The 19579-nt window shown below is 39.4% G+C and carries 14 protein-coding genes; 12 read left to right on the plus strand and 2 right to left on the minus strand.

Features of this window, described 5'->3' with window-relative positions; all coding sequences use genetic code 11:
* Nucleotides 1-86 precede the first annotated feature (86 nt).
* Nucleotides 87-1217, plus strand: coding sequence for a serine protease HtrA (htrA, locus tag ISU02_RS10310; protein ID WP_228727781.1), 1131 nt, complete (start codon nucleotides 87-89; stop codon nucleotides 1215-1217).
* A 17-nt stretch (nucleotides 1218-1234) separates the two neighbouring features.
* A complete protein-coding gene (locus tag ISU02_RS10315; protein ID WP_194701744.1) occupies nucleotides 1235-1732 on the plus strand; it encodes a rhodanese-like domain-containing protein in 498 nt (165 codons plus the stop codon).
* 226 nt (nucleotides 1733-1958) lie between these two features.
* On the opposite strand, the gene ISU02_RS10320 is transcribed toward ISU02_RS10315, so the two are convergent.
* Complete coding sequence (locus tag ISU02_RS10320) at nucleotides 1959-2375, minus strand: VOC family protein (RefSeq protein ID WP_194701745.1); 417 nt, start codon at nucleotides 2373-2375, stop codon at nucleotides 1959-1961.
* Between the two features lie 517 nt (nucleotides 2376-2892).
* Between ISU02_RS10320 and gltB the strand changes: the two genes are divergently transcribed.
* The 5 genes from gltB (at nucleotide 2893) to ISU02_RS10345 (ending at nucleotide 12013) form a co-directional block, all read left to right on the plus strand.
* Complete coding sequence (gltB, locus tag ISU02_RS10325) at nucleotides 2893-7458, plus strand: glutamate synthase large subunit (protein ID WP_194701746.1); 4566 nt, start codon at nucleotides 2893-2895, stop codon at nucleotides 7456-7458.
* 14 nt (nucleotides 7459-7472) lie between these two features.
* Nucleotides 7473-8900 carry a glutamate synthase subunit beta gene (locus ISU02_RS10330; protein ID WP_194701747.1) on the plus strand — a complete coding sequence of 476 codons (1428 nt, stop codon included), beginning with the start codon at nucleotides 7473-7475 and terminating at the stop codon, nucleotides 8898-8900.
* A gap of 512 nt (nucleotides 8901-9412) precedes the next feature.
* Nucleotides 9413-9868: a hypothetical protein gene (locus ISU02_RS10335; protein ID WP_194701748.1), complete on the plus strand. Its 456-nt coding sequence runs from the start codon at nucleotides 9413-9415 to the stop codon at nucleotides 9866-9868.
* Nucleotides 9861-11387: a sodium:solute symporter family transporter gene (locus ISU02_RS10340; RefSeq protein WP_194701749.1), complete on the plus strand. Its 1527-nt coding sequence runs from the start codon at nucleotides 9861-9863 to the stop codon at nucleotides 11385-11387. Before ISU02_RS10335 ends, ISU02_RS10340 begins: the two co-directional genes overlap by 8 nt.
* A gap of 11 nt (nucleotides 11388-11398) precedes the next feature.
* Complete coding sequence (locus ISU02_RS10345) at nucleotides 11399-12013, plus strand: flavodoxin family protein (RefSeq protein ID WP_194701750.1); 615 nt, start codon at nucleotides 11399-11401, stop codon at nucleotides 12011-12013.
* A 234-nt stretch (nucleotides 12014-12247) separates the two neighbouring features.
* Here ISU02_RS10345 and ISU02_RS10350 read toward each other — a convergent pair whose 3' ends face one another.
* A complete protein-coding gene (locus tag ISU02_RS10350) occupies nucleotides 12248-13660 on the minus strand; it encodes a sigma-54 interaction domain-containing protein (RefSeq protein WP_194701751.1) in 1413 nt (470 codons plus the stop codon).
* 206 nt (nucleotides 13661-13866) lie between these two features.
* Here ISU02_RS10350 and ISU02_RS10355 point away from each other — a divergent pair, with 206 nt between their 5' ends.
* The 5 genes from ISU02_RS10355 (at nucleotide 13867) to ISU02_RS10375 (ending at nucleotide 19428) form a co-directional block, all read left to right on the plus strand.
* Complete coding sequence (locus ISU02_RS10355; protein WP_194701752.1) at nucleotides 13867-14895, plus strand: 3-oxoacyl-ACP synthase; 1029 nt, start codon at nucleotides 13867-13869, stop codon at nucleotides 14893-14895.
* A gap of 2 nt (nucleotides 14896-14897) precedes the next feature.
* On the plus strand, nucleotides 14898-16229 hold the full coding sequence (locus tag ISU02_RS10360) for an acetyl-CoA hydrolase/transferase family protein (RefSeq protein WP_194701753.1): 1332 nt from the start codon (nucleotides 14898-14900) through the stop codon (nucleotides 16227-16229).
* A 234-nt stretch (nucleotides 16230-16463) separates the two neighbouring features.
* The gene (locus tag ISU02_RS10365) at nucleotides 16464-17615 is read left to right on the plus strand and encodes an AAA family ATPase (protein ID WP_194701754.1); all 1152 of its coding nucleotides are present in this window, start codon (nucleotides 16464-16466) and stop codon (nucleotides 17613-17615) included.
* Entirely contained in the window at nucleotides 17608-18645 is a 1038-nt protein-coding gene (locus tag ISU02_RS10370) for a hypothetical protein (RefSeq protein ID WP_194701755.1), read from the plus strand. Before ISU02_RS10365 ends, ISU02_RS10370 begins: the two co-directional genes overlap by 8 nt.
* Before the next feature lie 366 nt (nucleotides 18646-19011).
* Nucleotides 19012-19428: an Rrf2 family transcriptional regulator gene (locus tag ISU02_RS10375; RefSeq protein WP_194701756.1), complete on the plus strand. Its 417-nt coding sequence runs from the start codon at nucleotides 19012-19014 to the stop codon at nucleotides 19426-19428.
* Nucleotides 19429-19579: the final 151 nt, after the last annotated feature.

Genomic DNA, 19579 nt, shown 5'->3' on the forward strand with positions numbered 1-19579 from the left:
AAATAGCATTTAAAAAAACAAGTGCTATAATAATTTTTATAAATTGGCGTTTAAATTCATATTAATAAAACGAAAGGATGTTGAAGATGAGACAAGATGAAAGCAAAAAATATTTTATGATCAAGAAATCTTTGGTTATGTTCTTGGTTTTTATGTTGCCCTTATCGGCCTTTTTAGGCGGAATTGCAGGTGCCAGTTTTGTTGTAAAATCAGAACCTCAACCGGAAGTGGTTGCAAGTGATTTGAATTTGACCCCTTTAAAGGTGAGCAATATTGCATCAGAAGGTGATATTCCTTCAGTGGTGAGAACGGCCATGCCCTCTGTTGTCGGCGTTACAACGACTTCAATCCAACAGGATTGGTATTATGGCACCTATAAAGGTGAAAGCGTTGGAACGGGTGTTATTGTGGATGAAAGAGGGTACATTCTTACGAACTCACACGTGGTGAATGATGGCAATGCAGAGACGGTTAAAGTACAGCTCTATGATGGGACTTCCAAAGAGGCAAAAATTCTTTGGAATGATGCTGTTTTAGATTTAGCGGTTCTAAAGGTTGAAGGTGTAGGCTTGCCAGTTGCAACTCTGGGTAATTCAGATGACATTGTCGTGGGAGAAACAGCCATCGCCATAGGGAATCCACTTGGGTTGACTTTTGAGCGAAGTGTCACGGCGGGGATCATCAGTGGGCTCGAGCGTACGATACCTGTGAATGATAATTATAATATAGAGGGCTTACTGCAGACAGATGCCTCCATTAATCCTGGAAATAGTGGTGGACCGTTGCTCAACATCAAAGGAGAGGTCATGGGCATTAATACTGCCAAGGTACAATCTGGAGAGGGGCTTGGCTTTGCAATTCCAATTAACATTGCAAAACCCATTGTAGACGAGTTTATCATGAAAGGTGAATTTACCAAAGTTTATCTGGGTATTAAAGGTGTAAACGTGTATCAGTATATAAGAACTTACGGCAATGATTTGGGAACGGATGCCGGTGTTTATGTCTATGATGTTATGAAGGCTTCTCCAGCGAACTACAGCGGGATTATTTCTGGAGATGTCATCGTGAGCATCAATGGTGTGAAGATCAATACGATCACGAAATTGACAAGACAGCTTTACAGTTATAGACCTGGAGATGTGGTCGATGTAACTGTGATTAGAAGAGGCAAACCAATCGCTCTGAAGGTAACGTTACAGGGCGAAACACGTTGAGCAGGCGGAGGCATAAAATGAACACGAAAAAAATAACTGCAATAATAACCGTTTTTTTAATTGTTGTTTTAGTGTTTTCAGGGTGTACGGATTCAGCTCGTACTTCAGAGGATACTTCTGAACAAATAGAAGCTCTCAACGAATCCAAGTCCAATTCAGAATCCGAATCCCTTTCTGAGTCTGAATCAGATACCGAATCTGGTGAAGTGATCTATGAAAGAATAGCACCTGAAGATGCAAAGCAAATGCTTGATGAGGGCACTGTATTTTTAGTTGATGTGCGAACAAAAGAAGAATATGCAGAAGGGCATATCGCTGGGAGTGTGAACATTCCTGTGGATGTGATTGAATCGGAAATTTCAAATCATGTATCCGATGAAACTCAACCGATTATGGTCTACTGTAGAAGTGGCAGTCGAAGTGCAATGGCAGCAGATGCTTTAAATAAGTTGGGCTATAAAGTCGTTTACGACTTGGGTGGGATTCAAAGCTGGCCGTATGATATAGAAAAGTAAGAATCCTAAAAACAAATCATTCACTAAAGTATAAAGAGTCAGTCTCTCACCAGCCATCTGTCATATTGCGTGTTTTCCGAAAATGCATCATGATGAAAGGGGGGCTCAACTTTTTGACAATCTAACAATCGCTTTAAATTAAGCAAATATGAAAGGTGTTATTTTAAGGCTCAGGGTACTCCGCTGAACTTTGATAACACCTTTTCTTGCGGATGATATTTATGAGTTATTCACTATCCAGATTGAACTGCCAGCTTATTCCGAATTTATCCACAAGATTACCGTATAATTTGCTCCAAAATGTTTCTTGAAGAGGCATTTGAACTTGACCATCAACAGAAAGCTTACTAAAGTAGGCCCTAATGCGTTCTGGATCTTTAATTGAAATCAGCAGACTGATATTATTTCCCATAGTAAATGGCATTCCTGGAGGGACATCTGAAAACATGATCGTATTATTATCAAATTTGATTTCAGTATGCATAACGAGAGATTTAACTTCTCCAGTCATTGGAAAATTAGGATCTGGTGGCATATCACCAAAGAACATGAATTTGGGTTTTTCAGAACCAAAGATCTCGGCATAGTATGTAGAAGCATCTTTGGATTTGCCTTGAAAATTTAAATATGCAATTATGGCCATTTTTTATCTCCTTTCAAATTGAAAACATCGATAGAATATGCTTGCAGGACACCTTCGGAAGAGTCCGTTAATTTTATACCAGAAACTTTAAGTTTCAAACGATAGTATTCAAAAATGAAAGTTGTGGATGATTGTATTGCAAAATACAATTATTCAATCCTGTATGGTGTTTTAACATAGACGATGAGTTGAATAATGCTGTTTTGAAATGTATCAAGTATTTTCAACCTGTTTAATACTTAACAAAGATTTTGAAATTGTCCGCAACTGAGAAACATAATCAAAAAAATGAAAAAAAATAGATTTATTTGATTAATTATGTGCAAAAAATGTATTGATATTTGCAAGGAAACGATATATAATATTCAAAATTATTGAAATTTTTAGAAAATAGCGTATGGTATTCAAAGTAATTTCATCTGTTACTTTTGAGGAGAGTGAAGAGGTCTCTAATTTTTGAACCTTTTTTAATTGTATACTGTATACAAATTACATCTAGATTTAAGGGGGAATATTTATGAAATCAGTGGGGTTACCTGACCAACAGGGCTTGTATCGTCCAGAGTTTGAAAAAGACAATTGCGGTGTCGGATTTGTGGCAAATATCAATGGTGATAAAAGCCATACCATTGTCAAAAAAGGTGTAGAGGTACTTGTTAACATGACACACAGAGGTGCGTCGGGATCGGATCCCAATACAGGGGATGGCGCGGGCATCATGTTTCAAATACCACATGAATTCTTTGAAGGTGTTTGTGAAAACAAAGGTATTGAGCTTCCAGGCAGAGGCCTTTACGCAGTGGGGATGGTCTTTTTACCAAAGTCTCCAGCAATTAGATATCAATGCGAAGGTATATTGGAACGTATCGTTATAGAGGAAGGTGCTGAGGTCCTTGGGTGGAGAACAGTTCCCACAGACAATAGGATGATCGGTGAAACAGCTCGAGGAACAGAGCCTAATATTAGACAGGTTTTTATAGGTCTTGGTGAGCTTGAAAGCTTGGAAATTTTTAAGCAAAAGCTGTATATGATTAGAAAGCGAACTGAAAACGAAGTCAAATCACTTGTAAAAAGGGGCACGGAATATTTTTATATTTGCAGTATGTCAAGTGACACTATTGTCTATAAAGGGTTGTTGCTCCCGGACCAGATCGGGCCCTACTTTATAGATTTGCAAGATGTGAATTTTAAAAGTGCCATTGCACTTGTACATTCAAGGTTTAGTACGAATACGTTTCCAACGTGGGATTTGGCACATCCTTATAGATATGTGGCACATAATGGTGAAATTAACACCATCAGAGGAAATCGAAATTGGATGAATGCTCGAGAAGGGGTTTTAAAATCTAATGTCTACGGCACCGATTTTTCGAAGATATTTCCGATTGTTACGCCAAATGGAAGTGACTCAGCCTCTCTTGACAATGTATTTGAACTGCTCGTAAAACATGGGAATTGTAATGCGAAAGCCATGATGACGCTTATACCAGAAGCATGGGAAAACGATCAGACTATGAATTCTGAACTCAAAGCCTTTTATGAGACCAATGGCTCTCTAATTGAGCCATGGGATGGTCCAGCAGCAGTTTTCTTTAGCGATGGGATACAGGTAGGTGCAACACTTGACCGCAACGGTCTCAGACCTGCTAAATATGTCATTACAAAAAGTGGCCTAATGGTTATGGCTTCAGAGCTTGGCGTCCTAAAATTTAGCCCGGAAGATGTGCTGGAAAAGGGGCGATTAGAGCCAGGTAAAATGATGATTGTGGACACTGAAAAAGGCAAGCTCTTAAGGAACGATGAGATCAAATCATCCGTTTTCTCAAAGTATCCCTATGAAGAGGAATTGGCTAAGTCAAAAGTTTGCTTAAAAGATCTTCCTGAGAATGAAGAGAACTACGTGCTTAGAGATGAGAACTTATTGGAAAAACAGGCCGCTTTTGCCTATACGCTTGAAGATGTTAATCACGTCATTAAGGCCATGGCAGAGACTGGAAAAGAGGCGCTTGGCTCCATGGGGAATGATGCACCACTTGCAGTGTTATCCAATCAAACTCAGACCTTTTTTTCTTACTTTAGACAGTTATTTGCACAGGTGACCAATCCGCCGATTGATCCAATTAGAGAAAAAATCGTGATGTCGCTTATGAATTATATGGGGACACAGTCTAGCTTTTTAGATGAAAAGCCCAATTTTATGCCGTTTATCAGCTTAAAGACACCTGTTTTGTCCAATGCTGAGACTCGGAAGATCAAGGCATTGAGAAATGCACATTTTAATGCCACCAAGATACCGATTACATTCAAAGTCGATGAAGGCGTAGAGGGTTTTAAAAAGGCACTGACTCTAATTTGTGAACGCGCTTCAAAACGCGTTAATGAGGGCTACAACTTATTGATTTTAAGCGATAAAAAAATAGATGGTTATGAAGCCGCAATACCGAGTCTTTTAGCGGTATCTGCTGTGCACCATCACCTAATTGACAACAAGACCAGAACGAAGGTTTCCATTATTGTGGAGGCAGGCGATGTGAGAGAAACCACGCATGTGGCACTGCTTATGGGTTATGGTGCCAGTGCCGTAAACCCATATCTGGCAATAGAGACCGCTAAAAACTTAGTCAATCAGGGCTTAGTCAAAAACGTAACAGCAGAAGAAGCCGGTTATAATTTGATCAATGCACTTTCTACGGGACTGCTTAAGATCTTATCCAAGATGGGTATATGCACCGTTCAATCTTACCAAGGCGCACAGATCTTTGAAGCCTTAGGGTTAGGCGACGCGTTTGTAAATCGATACTTCCCAGGGACACCTACCAATATCGGCGGTTTAGGAATAGAAGAAATAGCGCGTGAAACACTTGAAACGCATGCAAAAGCTTTCAATAGACTCAGAAGACCAAGTTATGAACTCGAAATAGGTGGGCAATATGTATGGCGTAGAGGCGGTGAGAGACATCTGTTTAACCCAGAGACGATCTATCTTTTACAGCAGTCTACTCGATCTGATGACTATGATCTATACAAGCAATATGCCGCTAAAATAAATGATCAATCCAAAGGATTATTCACTTTAAGAGGATTATTCGAACTCAAGGGCACTAGACCCTCTGTTTCACTTGAAGAGGTTGAACCGATCAGTGAGATTATTAAACGCTTCTGCACAGGCGCTATGTCGTTTGGATCGCTGAGTCAAGAAGTCCATGAAACGATTGCCATCGCCATGAATCGACTGGGTGCAAAGAGCAACAGTGGTGAAGGCGGTGAGGACGATGCACGCTATGAAGTGGATTCAAATGGCAATGATAAGAGAAGCGCCACTAAACAAATCGCTTCAGCTCGATTTGGTGTCAATACCAATTACATCATGCATGCCGACGAACTTCAGATCAAGGTGGCACAAGGCGCAAAACCAGGTGAAGGCGGTCACTTACCAGGCAGTAAAGTCACGGTTCATATTGCAAAAGTGAGACATTCCACACCGGGAATTGATTTAATATCACCACCGCCACATCATGATATTTACTCCATAGAGGATTTGGCACAACTTATTTATGACTTAAAATCGACCAATCCTAAAGCGCGAATCAGTGTTAAATTGGTCTCTGAAGTGGGGATTGGCACCATTGCAGCAGGTGTGGCTAAAGCACATGCGGACATGATTCTCATCAGCGGGCATGATGGGGGGACTGGTGCATCACCACTGTCTTCAATTAAGACAGCTGGGACACCATGGGAGATTGGTCTTTCAGAAACACATCAAGTGCTCTTACTCAACAATTTGAGAAGTCGTGTGAGACTTCAGACGGATGGACAACTCAAGACTGGACGTGATGTGGTAGTCGCAGCATTACTTGGTGCTGAGGAATTTGGATTTGCAACGACGGCACTTGTGATCATGGGTTGTACAATGCTCAGACATTGTAATAAGAATAATTGCGACCTCGGCGTTGCAACTCAAGATCCAGAACTCAGAAAGCATTTTTCAGGCAAACCAGAATATTTGATGAATTTTATGCGATTTATAGCACGTGAGACGCGTGAAATTATGGCCGAACTGGGCTTTAGAAGTGTCGATGAGATGGTAGGACACATCGATGCCATTCACGTGAATAAAGAGATCGATCACTGGAAAGCGAAACATCTCAACTTTGATAAAATTTTGTACAAACCGGATATGCCACTTAGAATGAAGCCATACTGTGTGAAGGCACAGGAACATGGTATTGAAAACAGTTTTGATCATAAGCTCATAGAGATTTCAAAGAGTGCTATTAAATATAAGCGAGCTGTGAAAGGCGCTTTTGAAATCAAGAATACGCATCGTTCTGTGGGTGCAATGCTGTCTGGCAAGATCGTCAATGCGCATGGTGCTGCAGGTCTTGAAGAAGATCTGATCCATTTGACATTCTATGGATCAGCAGGACAGAGTTTTGGGGCATTTGGCGCCAAAGGACTCACGATGATTCTTGAAGGTGAAGCCAATGATTATGTGGGCAAAGGTTTATCAGGGGCTAAAATTATTGTGAAGCCACCTAAAAACTCATCATTTGATGCAGGAAACACTTATATTGCTGGTAATACGCTTTTATATGGTGCAACGGATGGTGAAGTTTACATCAACGGATGTGTAGGCGAGCGCTTTGCAGTTAGAAATAGTGGCGCAACGGCCATTGTTGAAGGCGTTGGAAATCATGGCTGTGAATATATGACAGGCGGAACCGTATTGATTCTAGGCAACACAGGTAAAAACTTTGCTGCTGGGATGTCAGGTGGAGAGGCTTTTGTCTATGACCCTGAGAATGCATTAAAGACAAAATGCAATCTTGAAATGGTCAAAATCTATGACCTTGGAGAGGTTGAGCGAGAAAGAGTAAAACAATTGATCAGCAAGCATTATCTCTATACGGATTCAAAACGCGCACTGGAAGTGTTGAATAACTGGAATGAGTGCGTAAAAGATTTTAAACAGGTGATTTCACCGACTTATAAAAAAATTCTTGAAAATCAAAGTAAACTAAACGATGAAATTGACCAAGCTTCAGAAGAAGCTAAGACACCTACACTCGAAGCCATTTCTTAAAGGAGGAGGGACCAATGAAAGATATCATGCTTTTTAATGAAGAAAATCGTAAAAATTTCAAATTGAGACCTGTCTCTCAAAGATTAAAGGATAATAGAAGTGTTTATAAGCCGTTAGATGAGGCGATTATGGCAGTGCAAGCAGGCAGATGTATGACTTGTGGAACGACGTTTTGTAGCTTTGGATGTCCACTTGGCAATCTGATTTCATATTGGAATGAGATGACGGAAGATCTAGACTGGAAGCATGCTTATAATATGCTCAGCAGAACTAGCAATTTTCCTGAATTTACGTCGCGGGTGTGTCCTGCGCTCTGTGAAGCATCTTGTAATTTAGGCGTTAACCATGAACCGGTTTCCATAAGAGAGGTGGAATATACCATCATTGAACATGCTTTTAAAGCGGGTTGGGTGGTGCCTAGAATTCCAAAAATGAAAACGGGTAAGAAGATTGCCATTATTGGTTCAGGACCGGCAGGACTTGCCGCTGCTGATGAACTCACTGCAGTGGGGCATGATTGTGTGGTATTTGAACGCAACGCTGAACCGGGGGGACTCATGCGTTACGGCATTCCTAATTTCAAACTTGAAAAAGAGGTAATTGATCGCAGAATTGATGTGATGAAGGCGGCAGGCGTTTCCTTTCAAATGAATACTTGTGTCGGGGAAGATGTGTTGCCCGAAGCGTTGTTAAAAGACTTTGATGTATTGGTTCTCACAGGTGGCTCAACGATTCCGAGAGACTTGAGGGTTGAAGGTAGAGATTTAGAGGGCATATACTACGCTGTGGACTATCTTGAGAACCACACGAAGAGACTGAATAACGTGGATACAAATGGCGTGGTTATCGATGCTAAAGACAAAAATGTCTTGGTGATCGGTGGTGGTGACACGGGTTCTGACTGCATTGGCACGGCGAATAGACAAGGTGCCAAAACCGTATATCAGATCGAAATCATGCCTAAACCGCCAAAAGAAAGAGATGCGTCAACACCTTGGCCACTTTATCCAAGGCTTTATAAAGAAACCTCTTCACACAAAGAGGGTTGCATTCAAAATTGGGAAATCAACACGAAGCGAATCTTAGGGGATACCTGTGTAGAAAAAGTAGTTTTGGAAAGAATCCAGTGGATAAATGAAAATGGTCGTATGGTTATGAAACCCATTGAAGACAGTGAGTTCACTTTGGAAGTGGACATCATATTACTTGCCATGGGATTTGTTTCACCGCAATATGAAGGGATGGTGGAATCGCTTGGACTGAAGCTAGATCCAAGAGGCAACCTTTTGACAGATGAGAAATATCAAACTTCAGTGGCAGGCGTATTCACTGCTGGTGATATGCGCAGTGGTCAATCTTTGGTAGTAAGAGCTATAAAAGAAGGTCGAGAAGTTGCAAAACATGTGGATGAATATCTCATGGGGGAAACGTTTATTAAGTAGGGGTACAAAATAGAACTGTAAAAAACAAACAGCCGATATGCTATGGGGGTAGTGTATCGGTTGTTTCTCTTTTTTGAAACTCTAACCAAGTATAATGGATATAATTTAAGTATTAATATATTAAACGATTGCTAGGAGGTCAAAGCAAACACGCTAAGTGAGATTATGAAATGCCTTTGGGAGAATCTAGTGGAAATCACACGACAATTTCATGTTGAAAATAAGTTATCGTCACTTAAACAAGCTGTTATGCAATTGCAAGGTAGAAATAGTTTGATTAAAAATGAGAGAAGAACATAAAGTGAATATGGAAACCTCAAAAATCTGTAACGTATATGTTACAGATTTTTTTATTTGATACAGTATCGATGTAGGCTCTATTTTTAAGTATAATGCCTATATTTCAACGCTTATTTATCTTTCGAACATGCGCAAAAACTTGGCATTGTCCTTGCAATTATAAAAAGTACCTGACATTTAAAAAAGGAGTTGGGAATTTACAGGAGGGCGTTATGGAGATAGGTAAGAACAGAACCGGTATTGTTTTGACAATCACTGTCCTTTGGGTCTTGATTACGATTTGTGGTTGGACTGGGCGATGGTTTGAGGGGTTACTCATGGGTGTTTTATTGATGTTATTGCACATGATAATGGGGGCAGCGCAAAATGGCAAGCTTGATAAGAAACTTTTTATGTATCCATTGTTAACATGGTTTGTGGTTTGGATTGCAGGTTTCTTCTTTGCAAAGTATTATTCAGATCTATTTTTAAACATGGCACCGACTTTTAAAATTTTGGGCTTTCATCCCTCATTTGCAGCGATTATTTTGGCTTACTGGATCGGTGGTGTATTGACACTGACATTAGGGCTCGTGAAATTTGATTCGCTCTGGCTTTCGGATGAAAACTGGGATGCTTTTAAGCAAAAGATGGATCAATTAAATCAAAAGGAGGGTGCACATGAGTAGTAGTGTAAGATGGTTGGTGATTCTTTTCTCATTTGGAATGATTTTAGTATCGTTTTTAATCGGATGGGCTGCGAAGAAAAAAGCTTCAGATGCACAGTCTTTCTTTGGCGGCACTGCTCTTTTTGGTCCTGTAACGGTTGGTCTATCCACTGTGGCGGCAGTGGCAAGCGCCTTTGCAGTAGTGGGGGTACCAGGGATTGTGTACTCATTTGGAAATACGATGAATTTGTGGATGCTCTCATCCTGTGCTTTTGCAATGGCATATCTCGCCATTGGTAAGAAAATAAGAGCCATGGCGGAAGTGGGTCCAATAGCAAGTTTAGGTGATATTGCCGACCTTAGATACAACTATCATCGAGGTATTAAAGCACTGCTCTCTTTAGTGCTGTTCATAGGGGCAATTGCTTATTTAGCTTCGCAAATCAGTGCTTGTTCAGCCCTATTTGGTCATTTACTTGGTCTGGATCCTTATGTGGCTGGATTTATCATCTTCGGCATATTGACGCTCTATACTACCATTTCAGGTGAAGTGGGCGGCGTATTAACACAAGCATTTCAAGGGTTTATCATGGTGCTTGCAGGCCTAATTATGATCGTGGCATTTTTTGTGATGACAGGCGGTTTTAGCGCTGTGGTTGATGTGGTGTCCATGACGCCAAGTGCAACAGCTGTGGTTGACGGTGCAGAAGTTGTGAAGAATTTCTCGCCAAATGCCATGAATGGCTGGGGGGCACTCCCAGGTTCGATTGCCATGGCTTGGATGATTATTCCGATTATTGGCACCATGGGACAACCACAAGTTTTAACAAGGATGTACGCGCTTAAAAATCCGAAAGATATGCCGAAACTTGGCCTTTATGCGGCACTTGGTCACATGGTCGTGGGATTCTTTGCAGTGACAATGGGTTATGCAGCACTTTACCTCGTCGGAAAGGGACTGATACCACCAATTGCCAAAGCGGATAATGCGATCTTTGCGGTGGCTGACTATGTGGGCGTGTATGCACAACTCTTTGTCTATGCAGCAATATTGGCAGCTTCTATGTCTACAGCAAGTATGTTCTTGACACTTTCTGCGAATATTCTTTCCAGAGACTTACCGAGTGCATTTGGTTTAAAGCTCGAACATAAAAAGCAAATGAATCTCTCAAGAGGTGTTATGGCGATTATAGGGATCATGTCGATCGTCTTTGCACTTTCCAGTGGAGAAGCGGTTGCCATACTCGGTACATTTGGATGGGGTACGCTCATGTCGGCTACTTTTCCAACGTTTATCATAGGTTTAACCTGGAAGGGTGCAAGCAGTGAAGGGGTCTTTGCAGGGCTTATAACGGCCTTTATCACGAATATTGGGGCGCTACTCATGGACAATAATGGTTTTAAATGGCCAGGTGGCATGCCGTGGTATGTAAATGTCATCACACTATCAATCGTGGTAACCGTGGTGGTATCGTTATTTACAAAGTCTTGTAAGGATGAAAATTTAGACAAACGTGTGGATGCGGTGATCGAATTATAATGGAGGCATAAATGAAAGTTATTGGCATATGTGGTAGTCCTCGCGAGGGAAATACGGAGTATTACATTAAGACGGTTTTAGAAAGTCTTAATAGTAAGGGACATGAAACGCTTTATATTCCCTTGAGAAGTATGAAGATAGAGCAGTGTGAAGGTTGTTATGGCTGTGTAAAAGCACATCAATGTGTGGTGGAGGATGATTTTCAGGCGGTGTTTAAACACCTCATTGAGGCAGATGCCATCGTTGTGGGAAGTCCTGTTTATAACGGTTCAATCACCCCTAGGTTGAAAGCGTTATTAGATCGAGCAGGGTTTTCCGCAAGATGGATGAAAAATGAGCTCAACACACAAAATGGAAAGTATGATTGGGGCCAAATGGTGTTTTCTCGAAAACTCTTTGCACCCATTACGGTGGCAAGAAAGACGGGTCAAACCTTTGCCTTATCTCAATTGACGCTTTGGGCACAGGTTAATGATCTCATCACAGTGGGGTCTAATTACTGGAATGTAGGTACTGCTGGCACTTCGGGCAGTGTCAACGCCAGTGAGGATGCAGAGGGCATCAGTATCATGGCACATTTGGCTGAGAATATTGATTTTCTGCTGACTAAAATGAATGCATCATAAACGCAAGAAATCGTAAAAGAAAATAACACTTTAATGTGACGTAAAATCCCTAAATTTTAACGTTATGAATTAAAAGACGCTCGTCAGTAAGAAATAGATGAGCGTCTTTTGACACTCTAACTAAACATACAGAGCCCCTAAAATGTTGAATTTTTAGGGGCTTTCATTTTTAATTAATAAGCAAGCTTGTGTCTATTCATCGTGGATTAATTGTATTAAACACCTATCATGCCACTATTTTTTAATCTTTCTATAGAGCGTCATCCTCTGAATGCCTAAAACATCAGCGGTTTTGGACTTGTTGTTGTCACAGAGCTTCAAAGTATCTTCTATGATTTGGAGCTCTATCTCCTTCATGATGTTGGTGAGGGTGCTCTTGTTTTCCAAGATGTCATTTGGATCATAGTGATCCACGTAGAAGTGATACCGAGCTTCAAGGATATCTTGTGGAATGAGGTCGAATCCAATTTCAGGGCCTTCTGCAATGACCATGAGCCTGTAGACGATATTTTTCAGTTCTCGAATATTGCCAGGCCAGGTGTAACCACTTAAGATTTTGAGGGCTTCCTTTGAAAAGGTTTTATAGATGCCGTTCTTCTGATAAAAGAGTGATTTAAAATGTTCAATCAAAAGTGGAATATCCTCAGAGCGTTCCCTAAGAGATGGAATGTTGAGGTTGAGGACATTCAGACGGTAGTAGAGATCAGACCTAAAAACTTTGTTTTCTATTTTATCAAGCAGGTCCACGTTGGTGGCTGCAATGACCCGGACGTCTATTTCTTTAGATTCACTGCTGCCTATTTTTTCGATTTGATTTTCCTGTAAAACACGCAAGAGCTTGGATTGCATAATCGGCGGCAAATCCCCAATTTCATCTAAAAAGATCGTACCCCCGTTTGCAATTTCAAACTTGCCCTGCTTGCCGTTTTTATGAGCGCCTGTAAACGAACCGGGTTCGTATCCAAAGAGTTCGGACTCAAGGAGTGTGTCTGGAATGGCCGCACAATTGATACAGACAAAGGGTCTATTCGCTCTTTGACTTGCGCTGTGAATGGCATGTGCAAAGAGTTCTTTACCCACACCGCTTTCTCCAGTGATGAGCACAGGCAGTTCGGTTTTAGAAAATGATTTGGCACGCTGCTTAAAGTGTTGGATGAGTTTGGATTTAGCGATGATGTCATCGAAGGTGTATTTGGGTATGAGGCTAGACGAATCGGTTTCAAGGCGTGTTTTATAGTCCGGTCTGATTTTATTGATGATGAGATGCCGAATTTTCCATTCGATACTATCAGGTGACAAATGAGAAGGTACAATGATCCCTGCACAGCCGATGATTCGGTCGCCATCATAGATTGGAATTCGATCCACAATGGCTTCTTTGCCAGATTTAAAGCGATGACGTTTACCAATTTCGGGAATACCTGTCTGTAGGACAATAGGAAAACGTGTGGTATTGTCGATGTCAACGAGATTTTGGCCTACGACGTCCTTTAGCGGTAGTTCAAGGAACTCTAAAAAGGCCTTATTCATTACCAAAATCGTGCAGTTGTGATCGACAAAATTAATAGGCAAAGAGAGTTCATTGAATAGACTTTCTGGAATGTTTTCCATGAATTTATCGAGTTTCTGATTGTGAGGGTATGTCATCGTTTAATCACCTTCCCGTCATTTTTCTTCATTATATCATTGTAATACGTTCTTGAGAACTGTAACAAATATGTTATATGTATCAATCTGAGAACATTCTGTAACCGAGTATTATTATGGATTTCAGCGGTTTTCATGTAAATTGGAGCCTATTTTATTTGGCAACAAAATTGCAATATATAAAGTCAGATAAGGAGGTAGTATATATGAATCAAACTCAAATTGGCATTGTAGACTTCGAAGTTTATTTGCCAGAAGAAAAGATTACAGCCGAAGCCCTCAGTCCTCTTGTGAACATACCCGCTGAAATTCTAAGGACAAAAATGGGCATAAATGCAAAACATGTGGGTGGTCCAGAGGATCATGCGGCCATGATGGCGACAAAAGCTTCTCAAAAACTGCTTGAAAAGACAAACACCAATGCGAAAGACTTAGACATGATTTTATTTGCAGGGGAAACGTATTGTGAATATGTCTGCTGGACAGCAGCGATAAAGATACAAAATGTCTTAGGTGCAGACAATGCTTATGCTTGGGATATGGGCTTTAGATGCGCAGCAACGCCACTTGCACTCAAGGTGGTTAAAGATATGATGATTGCAGATGAATCGCTTAAAACGGTCCTTATAGCGGGTGGAAACACCAATGCGTATCTCATCGACTATAAGGATCGAAATCAATCGTTTATGTTCGATATGTCACCAGCAGGTATTGCTGTCTTACTCAAGAGAGATCATGATGAAAATATCATTTTGGAAACAGGCGTCATCACTGACTCTGTATTTTGTGATGATGTCATCGGCAAGTGGGGTGGGTCACTTCATCCAATTGATGAAGAAATCGCTGCTGATCCCGAAAAACTCAGAAAGGCTAAACTCATTCATATGTCCGATCCAGAAGGCATGAAAAAAAGACTTGGTGAACGTTCCATGCCAGGATTTTTAGGCGCTGTCAACCTTGCCAAGTCAAAGTCTAAACTAGACAGACCTATTGATTTTATTGGTATAACGCACATCAATCCCAAAGCACATGATGCTATTTTAGAGGGGCTCTCTCTTGAAAAATCTCAAAGCGTCTATTTATCAGATGATGGTCACTGCGGTCATGTGGATCAGTTTTTAGCACTGAAATATGGTCTAGAGCAAAATAAGGTCAAGGATGGGAGCATCGTGGCCATGTTAGGGGCGGGTACTGGCTATGCCTTTGCTTGTTCACTGATCAAGTGGGGGAAATGAGTATGGAAAAATTAGCGCAATTATACCGTGAGAAGGTAAGCTCTTTAGAATCCTTTTTAGATCATTTCAAAGACCAAGATTTTATCGTAGTGGGTTTAGGCGGTAGTGAGCCCATGCCTTTAATGAACGAACTGCATAAATTATATGATAAAGGCATAAGAGGGTGCCAACTCTCTAACACCTTGCCAATGGGCGATTACCCACTTTTTAACGACCCTAAATACAGTGAAAGTGTGCGTGTGAATGGTTGGTTTTACACAGGACCACTTAGAAAAAATCATCCTAAAGGACACCTTTCTTTTCAGCCTCAACATTTGCACCGCGCACTGGATAAAAGATTAGTGGCCATGGCAGGGAGAAGAAAAGTCTTAATGACTACGGCTGCAAGTATGGACGAACACGGTTATTTTAGCCTTTCTATTGGGAACACTTATGAGATGCAATTGATTAGAACGGGTGAGGTCGAAGTGGTTTTAGAGGTATCGCCGCATTTTCCACGGACCTTTGGAGATAACCAAGTTCATGTGTCCGATGTGGCGGTGATCGTGGAGACGGATCGCATGCCGCCGCTTCTACCCGTTGCGGATTGCTCAGAAAAGGATGAAGCGATAGGTCAATATATCAGTGAGCTCATTGAAGATGGGTCCACAATTCAACTGGGTATTGGCGGGATTCCAAATGCTGTTGCCAAAGCACTTGTCGGTAAAAAAAATCTGGGGATTCATACGGAGATGTTCACAGATGGCATGATTGATTTGCTGGAATCAGGTGCAGTAAATAATAAACATAAAACGCTTTATCCCGATAAGACCATCTGCACTTTTGCGCTTGGTACTGAGAGACTCTATCAATACCTTCACAACAACCCGAGTGTCTGGTTTATGCCGGGCAGATGGACGAATGACCCCTATGTGATTGGTCAAAATGATAACATGGTCTCCATCAATACGACCATAGAAATTGATCTTACAGGTCAGTGTTGCTCAGAGAGTATGGGCTATCATCAGTTTTCGGGTACGGGAGGACAAGCAGACACCGCCATAGGGGCGCAATACTCGAAAAATGGCAAGTCTTTTATAACGCTCTATTCTACTGCAATGGTGAAACAACCCGATGGCTCAAGAAAGTGTGTGAGTAAGATCGTGCCCACGTTAAAGGACGGTGCTGTGGTGACGCTTTCGAGAAACGATGTGGACTATGTGGTCACAGAGTTTGGCGTGGCCGCATTAAGAGGGCAGACCATAGGTGAACGTGCGAAGCGACTTATAGCAATTGCACATCCCGATTTTAGAGCTGAATTAGAACGATCAATTGAAGCCTATCAATTTTATTAAAAGTGCATTCATCAAAACAAATTACGATTGCATCAACTTTTTTGATGAATGTTCTATTTCTTTATAAAAAATTAATGAAGGGAAGACTATCAAGTTGAAATAATGAATTAAAGTAAGAGAGAGCAATAGAGTGCCGTAATTTTTTTACGGCACTCTATTGTTCTTTTTATAGCACTTTAGTATAATGATAGTATCAATAATAAAATATGAAAAATAAGAGAGGTGATTTCTATTATGTTGAAAAAATTTGAATTAAGGAATTACAAAAATTTTGAAGAACCGATTATCATTGATTTTGGGAAAGTTGGCGGGTATCAGTTTAATGAAGATTGTATTTCTAATCAGCTAATAAGTAAAATGATCATATACGGAAGAAATGCAACTGGAAAAACAAATCTAGGTGTAGCTCTTAGGGATATCACATATAATCTATCAACAGTAGGTTTTTTTAGAAGACAAGAAGGCAATTATTTAAATGCCGATTCAAAAGAACCTTTTGCCGAGTTTATATATACTTTTAGATTTGGTCAGGATGAACTCATCTATAAGTACAGGAAAATTTCTGAAGTTAAAATACATGACGAAGAATTATTATTGAATGATATAAGATGTTTTTATTATAATTTTGCTTCAAAAGCATCTAGTTTTGAAAATCTGAAAGTTTTAGAAGCAGATACCATTGTAATAGAACGTTTTTTAAGTTCCATGGATACCAATGAAGATGATGAATCTGTGGAGCAAACTTTATCTTTTTTACGATGGCTTATAAGTAATACGGCATTATCGGCAAATTCAATTTTATTAAAGTTGGATAACTACATTAATCGAATGGCTTTTGTTACAGTAAGCAACACGATGATGCCGAAAATACCAAGGATGTATGATTCATTTACTAATATGCTTGCGGATAAAGAAGCGCTAATCGATTTTGAAGATTTTTTAAATATTATGGGAATTGAATGTAATTTAGCTTTGGAGCTATTGCCAGAAGGGCAGAATCAACTGTATTTTAAACATAATAAGTTAGTGCCATTTTTTGAAAATGCATCAAGTGGTACTTTGGCATTAACGAATTTATATCGGCGTTTTGAAATGGGTAAGACGGCATCTCTTATGTATCTTGATGAATTTGATGCTTTTTATCACTATGAAATGGCAGAAAAAATAATTCAATTTTTTAAGCATAAATATCCGAATTGCCAAATTATTTTAACAACACATAATACAAATTTAATGACAAATAGGTTGATGCGCCCAGATTGTCTGTTTATCTTGTCACAACAAGGCAATTTAACTTCATTATGTGATGCGACTGCTCGAGAATTAAGAGAGGGTCATAATTTAGAGAAAATGTATATAAGCGGAGAGTTTGAAAGATATGAATAACTATAATTGGCTTACCCCTAGGCGCCGTCGTCGTCAATTGTTTATCGTCGAGGGAGACCATGAAAAATACGAATTAATGCAGTTGCTTTTGAAATGTTATCCTGAACTTGAAGTCAATTTGGATGATATTATAGTTTATAAAACGAATATTTATATGTTTTATAAAGATATTGAAAAGAAATATTCTGATGGTTGGGATGAAGATCAAATTGATTTACCTTGGATTATAAGCAAAAATATGGATTGGGAACCACTTTATAAAAAGGACTTTACGAATATTTTATTAATATTCGATTATGAGCGTCATGACCCTAATTTTTCAGAAGAAAAGATAATGATAATGCAACAGTATTTTAATGATGTAACAAATGTCGGACAGTTGTATTTAAATTATCCGATGGTTGAATCTTATCAACATCTTTTACAAATTCCCGATAGAGAGTATATCCATAGAACGATACCAGTGGGATTACAGCCAGGACAAAAATACAAAAGCCTGATAAAAGATACAATGATCGCAAAGAGCGTGAATTTGCCTATAAAGATAAAAGAAATTTTATCACAACGTTTTCAATTATCTGATCATGAAGCGTGTAACAGCTGTGTGGAACAACTATTACAAATCAATGATACAAAAGATTTGAAAGAACAAATTGAAGAAGTTTTGTCAGATGTACTGGGAATAAATGATTTGAAAACGGCAAAACATCAGCTTGCAGATACATTAATGAGGATTGGTTATCTTGATTCAGGTGTTACATATTACGGGTATATGAGAAAATTATTTAATCATATAATAGGCCACAATATTTGGAAGGCACATCGAATACAAAGTGGGGAATTTGAATTTAGTGATAGTATGATTAAAGAATGGTTCCGGAATTTGAAATTAGACATAATTCTGAGTGTGCAGAATCATGTCAGCCGAGATACAGAAAACGGATTTATATGGATATTAAATACCTGTGTTTTTTTGATACCAGATTATAATTTTGATCTAGTAGAAGTAGAAAAGATACTAGAAAAATAAGTTGAATTTTTTGATTGAGTAAGAAATAGCATTAGTATTTATTGCATTTCTAATAAATATTTTTATAATAGAAACACTTCAAGTTTGTACAATTTAAATTTGAAGTGTTTTTTATCTTCAGAACAGAGTTGATTTTTATCTAATATACAACGAATTTGAAAAGCATAGTTAATGCTATAAATGCTAAAAAATTATCGGAATGGGCTAGCTTTATTGGCATAACCTGTACCTTTATAAGAGGATTAATATACGGTGTTTAATAATATCAAAATTTTGTTCACAAATTGTTAATGAGAATTATTATCATTTACTATTGACATTACCTCTATTTGTAACTATAATGATTACAAATAGAGGTGATAAAACATGTACTCAACTAAATTCTCTGTAAGCATACACATTTTGAGCTTAATTGCACTCAATGAGGGCGAAGCGTTAACTTCGGATTATATTGCACGAAGTATTAATACAAATCCAGCCTTTGTAAGGCGATTGATGAGTCTTCTCAAAAAAGCAGGACTGATTTATACACAGACCAAAGTGGGTACGACAGGTTTGGCAAAGCCATGTGATCGCATATCGATGAAGGATATTTTTAAAGCAGTGGAGAGAGAAGGTCCTATTTTTCCAACTCATGAAGATCCCAATGAGGATTGCCCAATAGGCGCAAGAATAGGAAAAGTTGTAGAGCATGTTAATAATCAAGTGAAATCTAAATTTGAAGAGGAACTTGATTCAATCTATCTTGTAGATATTTTAAACGGTCTTGAGGACCCAAAATAGAAGTAACAAACGAAAATAAAATGGAGGTCATAGCGTGAAAAATAAAGTAGCTCAAAGTAAAAAAGGGCATACTTAATAAAGGTCTTTTAGGCCCTACAAAAATGAAGCTTTAGTCTAAGCCACGGAAATATCAGTTTCTTTTATTAGACCA

This window comes from Fusibacter ferrireducens, from assembly GCF_015352425.1.
GTDB classification, from domain to species: Bacteria; Bacillota; Clostridia; order Peptostreptococcales; family Acidaminobacteraceae; genus Fusibacter_A; species Fusibacter_A ferrireducens.

Bases quoted from the DNA above. Each gene is read 5' to 3' on its own strand.
- ISU02_RS10355 (WP_194701752.1), top strand. From the start codon at position 13,867: ATGAATCAAACTCAAATTGGCATTGTAGACTTCGAAGTTTATTTGCCA.
- htrA (WP_228727781.1), top strand. From the start codon at position 87: ATGAGACAAGATGAAAGCAAAAAATATTTTATGATCAAGAAATCTTTG.
- ISU02_RS10340 (WP_194701749.1), top strand. From the start codon at position 9,861: ATGAGTAGTAGTGTAAGATGGTTGGTGATTCTTTTCTCATTTGGAATG.
- ISU02_RS10335 (WP_194701748.1), top strand. From the start codon at position 9,413: ATGGAGATAGGTAAGAACAGAACCGGTATTGTTTTGACAATCACTGTC.
- ISU02_RS10375 (WP_194701756.1), top strand. From the start codon at position 19,012: ATGTACTCAACTAAATTCTCTGTAAGCATACACATTTTGAGCTTAATT.
- ISU02_RS10360 (WP_194701753.1), top strand. From the start codon at position 14,898: ATGGAAAAATTAGCGCAATTATACCGTGAGAAGGTAAGCTCTTTAGAA.
- ISU02_RS10320 (WP_194701745.1), bottom strand. From the start codon at position 2,375: ATGGCCATAATTGCATATTTAAATTTTCAAGGCAAATCCAAAGATGCT.
- ISU02_RS10350 (WP_194701751.1), bottom strand. From the start codon at position 13,660: ATGACATACCCTCACAATCAGAAACTCGATAAATTCATGGAAAACATT.
- ISU02_RS10315 (WP_194701744.1), top strand. From the start codon at position 1,235: ATGAACACGAAAAAAATAACTGCAATAATAACCGTTTTTTTAATTGTT.
- ISU02_RS10345 (WP_194701750.1), top strand. From the start codon at position 11,399: ATGAAAGTTATTGGCATATGTGGTAGTCCTCGCGAGGGAAATACGGAG.
- ISU02_RS10365 (WP_194701754.1), top strand. From the start codon at position 16,464: ATGTTGAAAAAATTTGAATTAAGGAATTACAAAAATTTTGAAGAACCG.
- ISU02_RS10330 (WP_194701747.1), top strand. From the start codon at position 7,473: ATGAAAGATATCATGCTTTTTAATGAAGAAAATCGTAAAAATTTCAAA.
- gltB (WP_194701746.1), top strand. From the start codon at position 2,893: ATGAAATCAGTGGGGTTACCTGACCAACAGGGCTTGTATCGTCCAGAG.
- ISU02_RS10370 (WP_194701755.1), top strand. From the start codon at position 17,608: ATGAATAACTATAATTGGCTTACCCCTAGGCGCCGTCGTCGTCAATTG.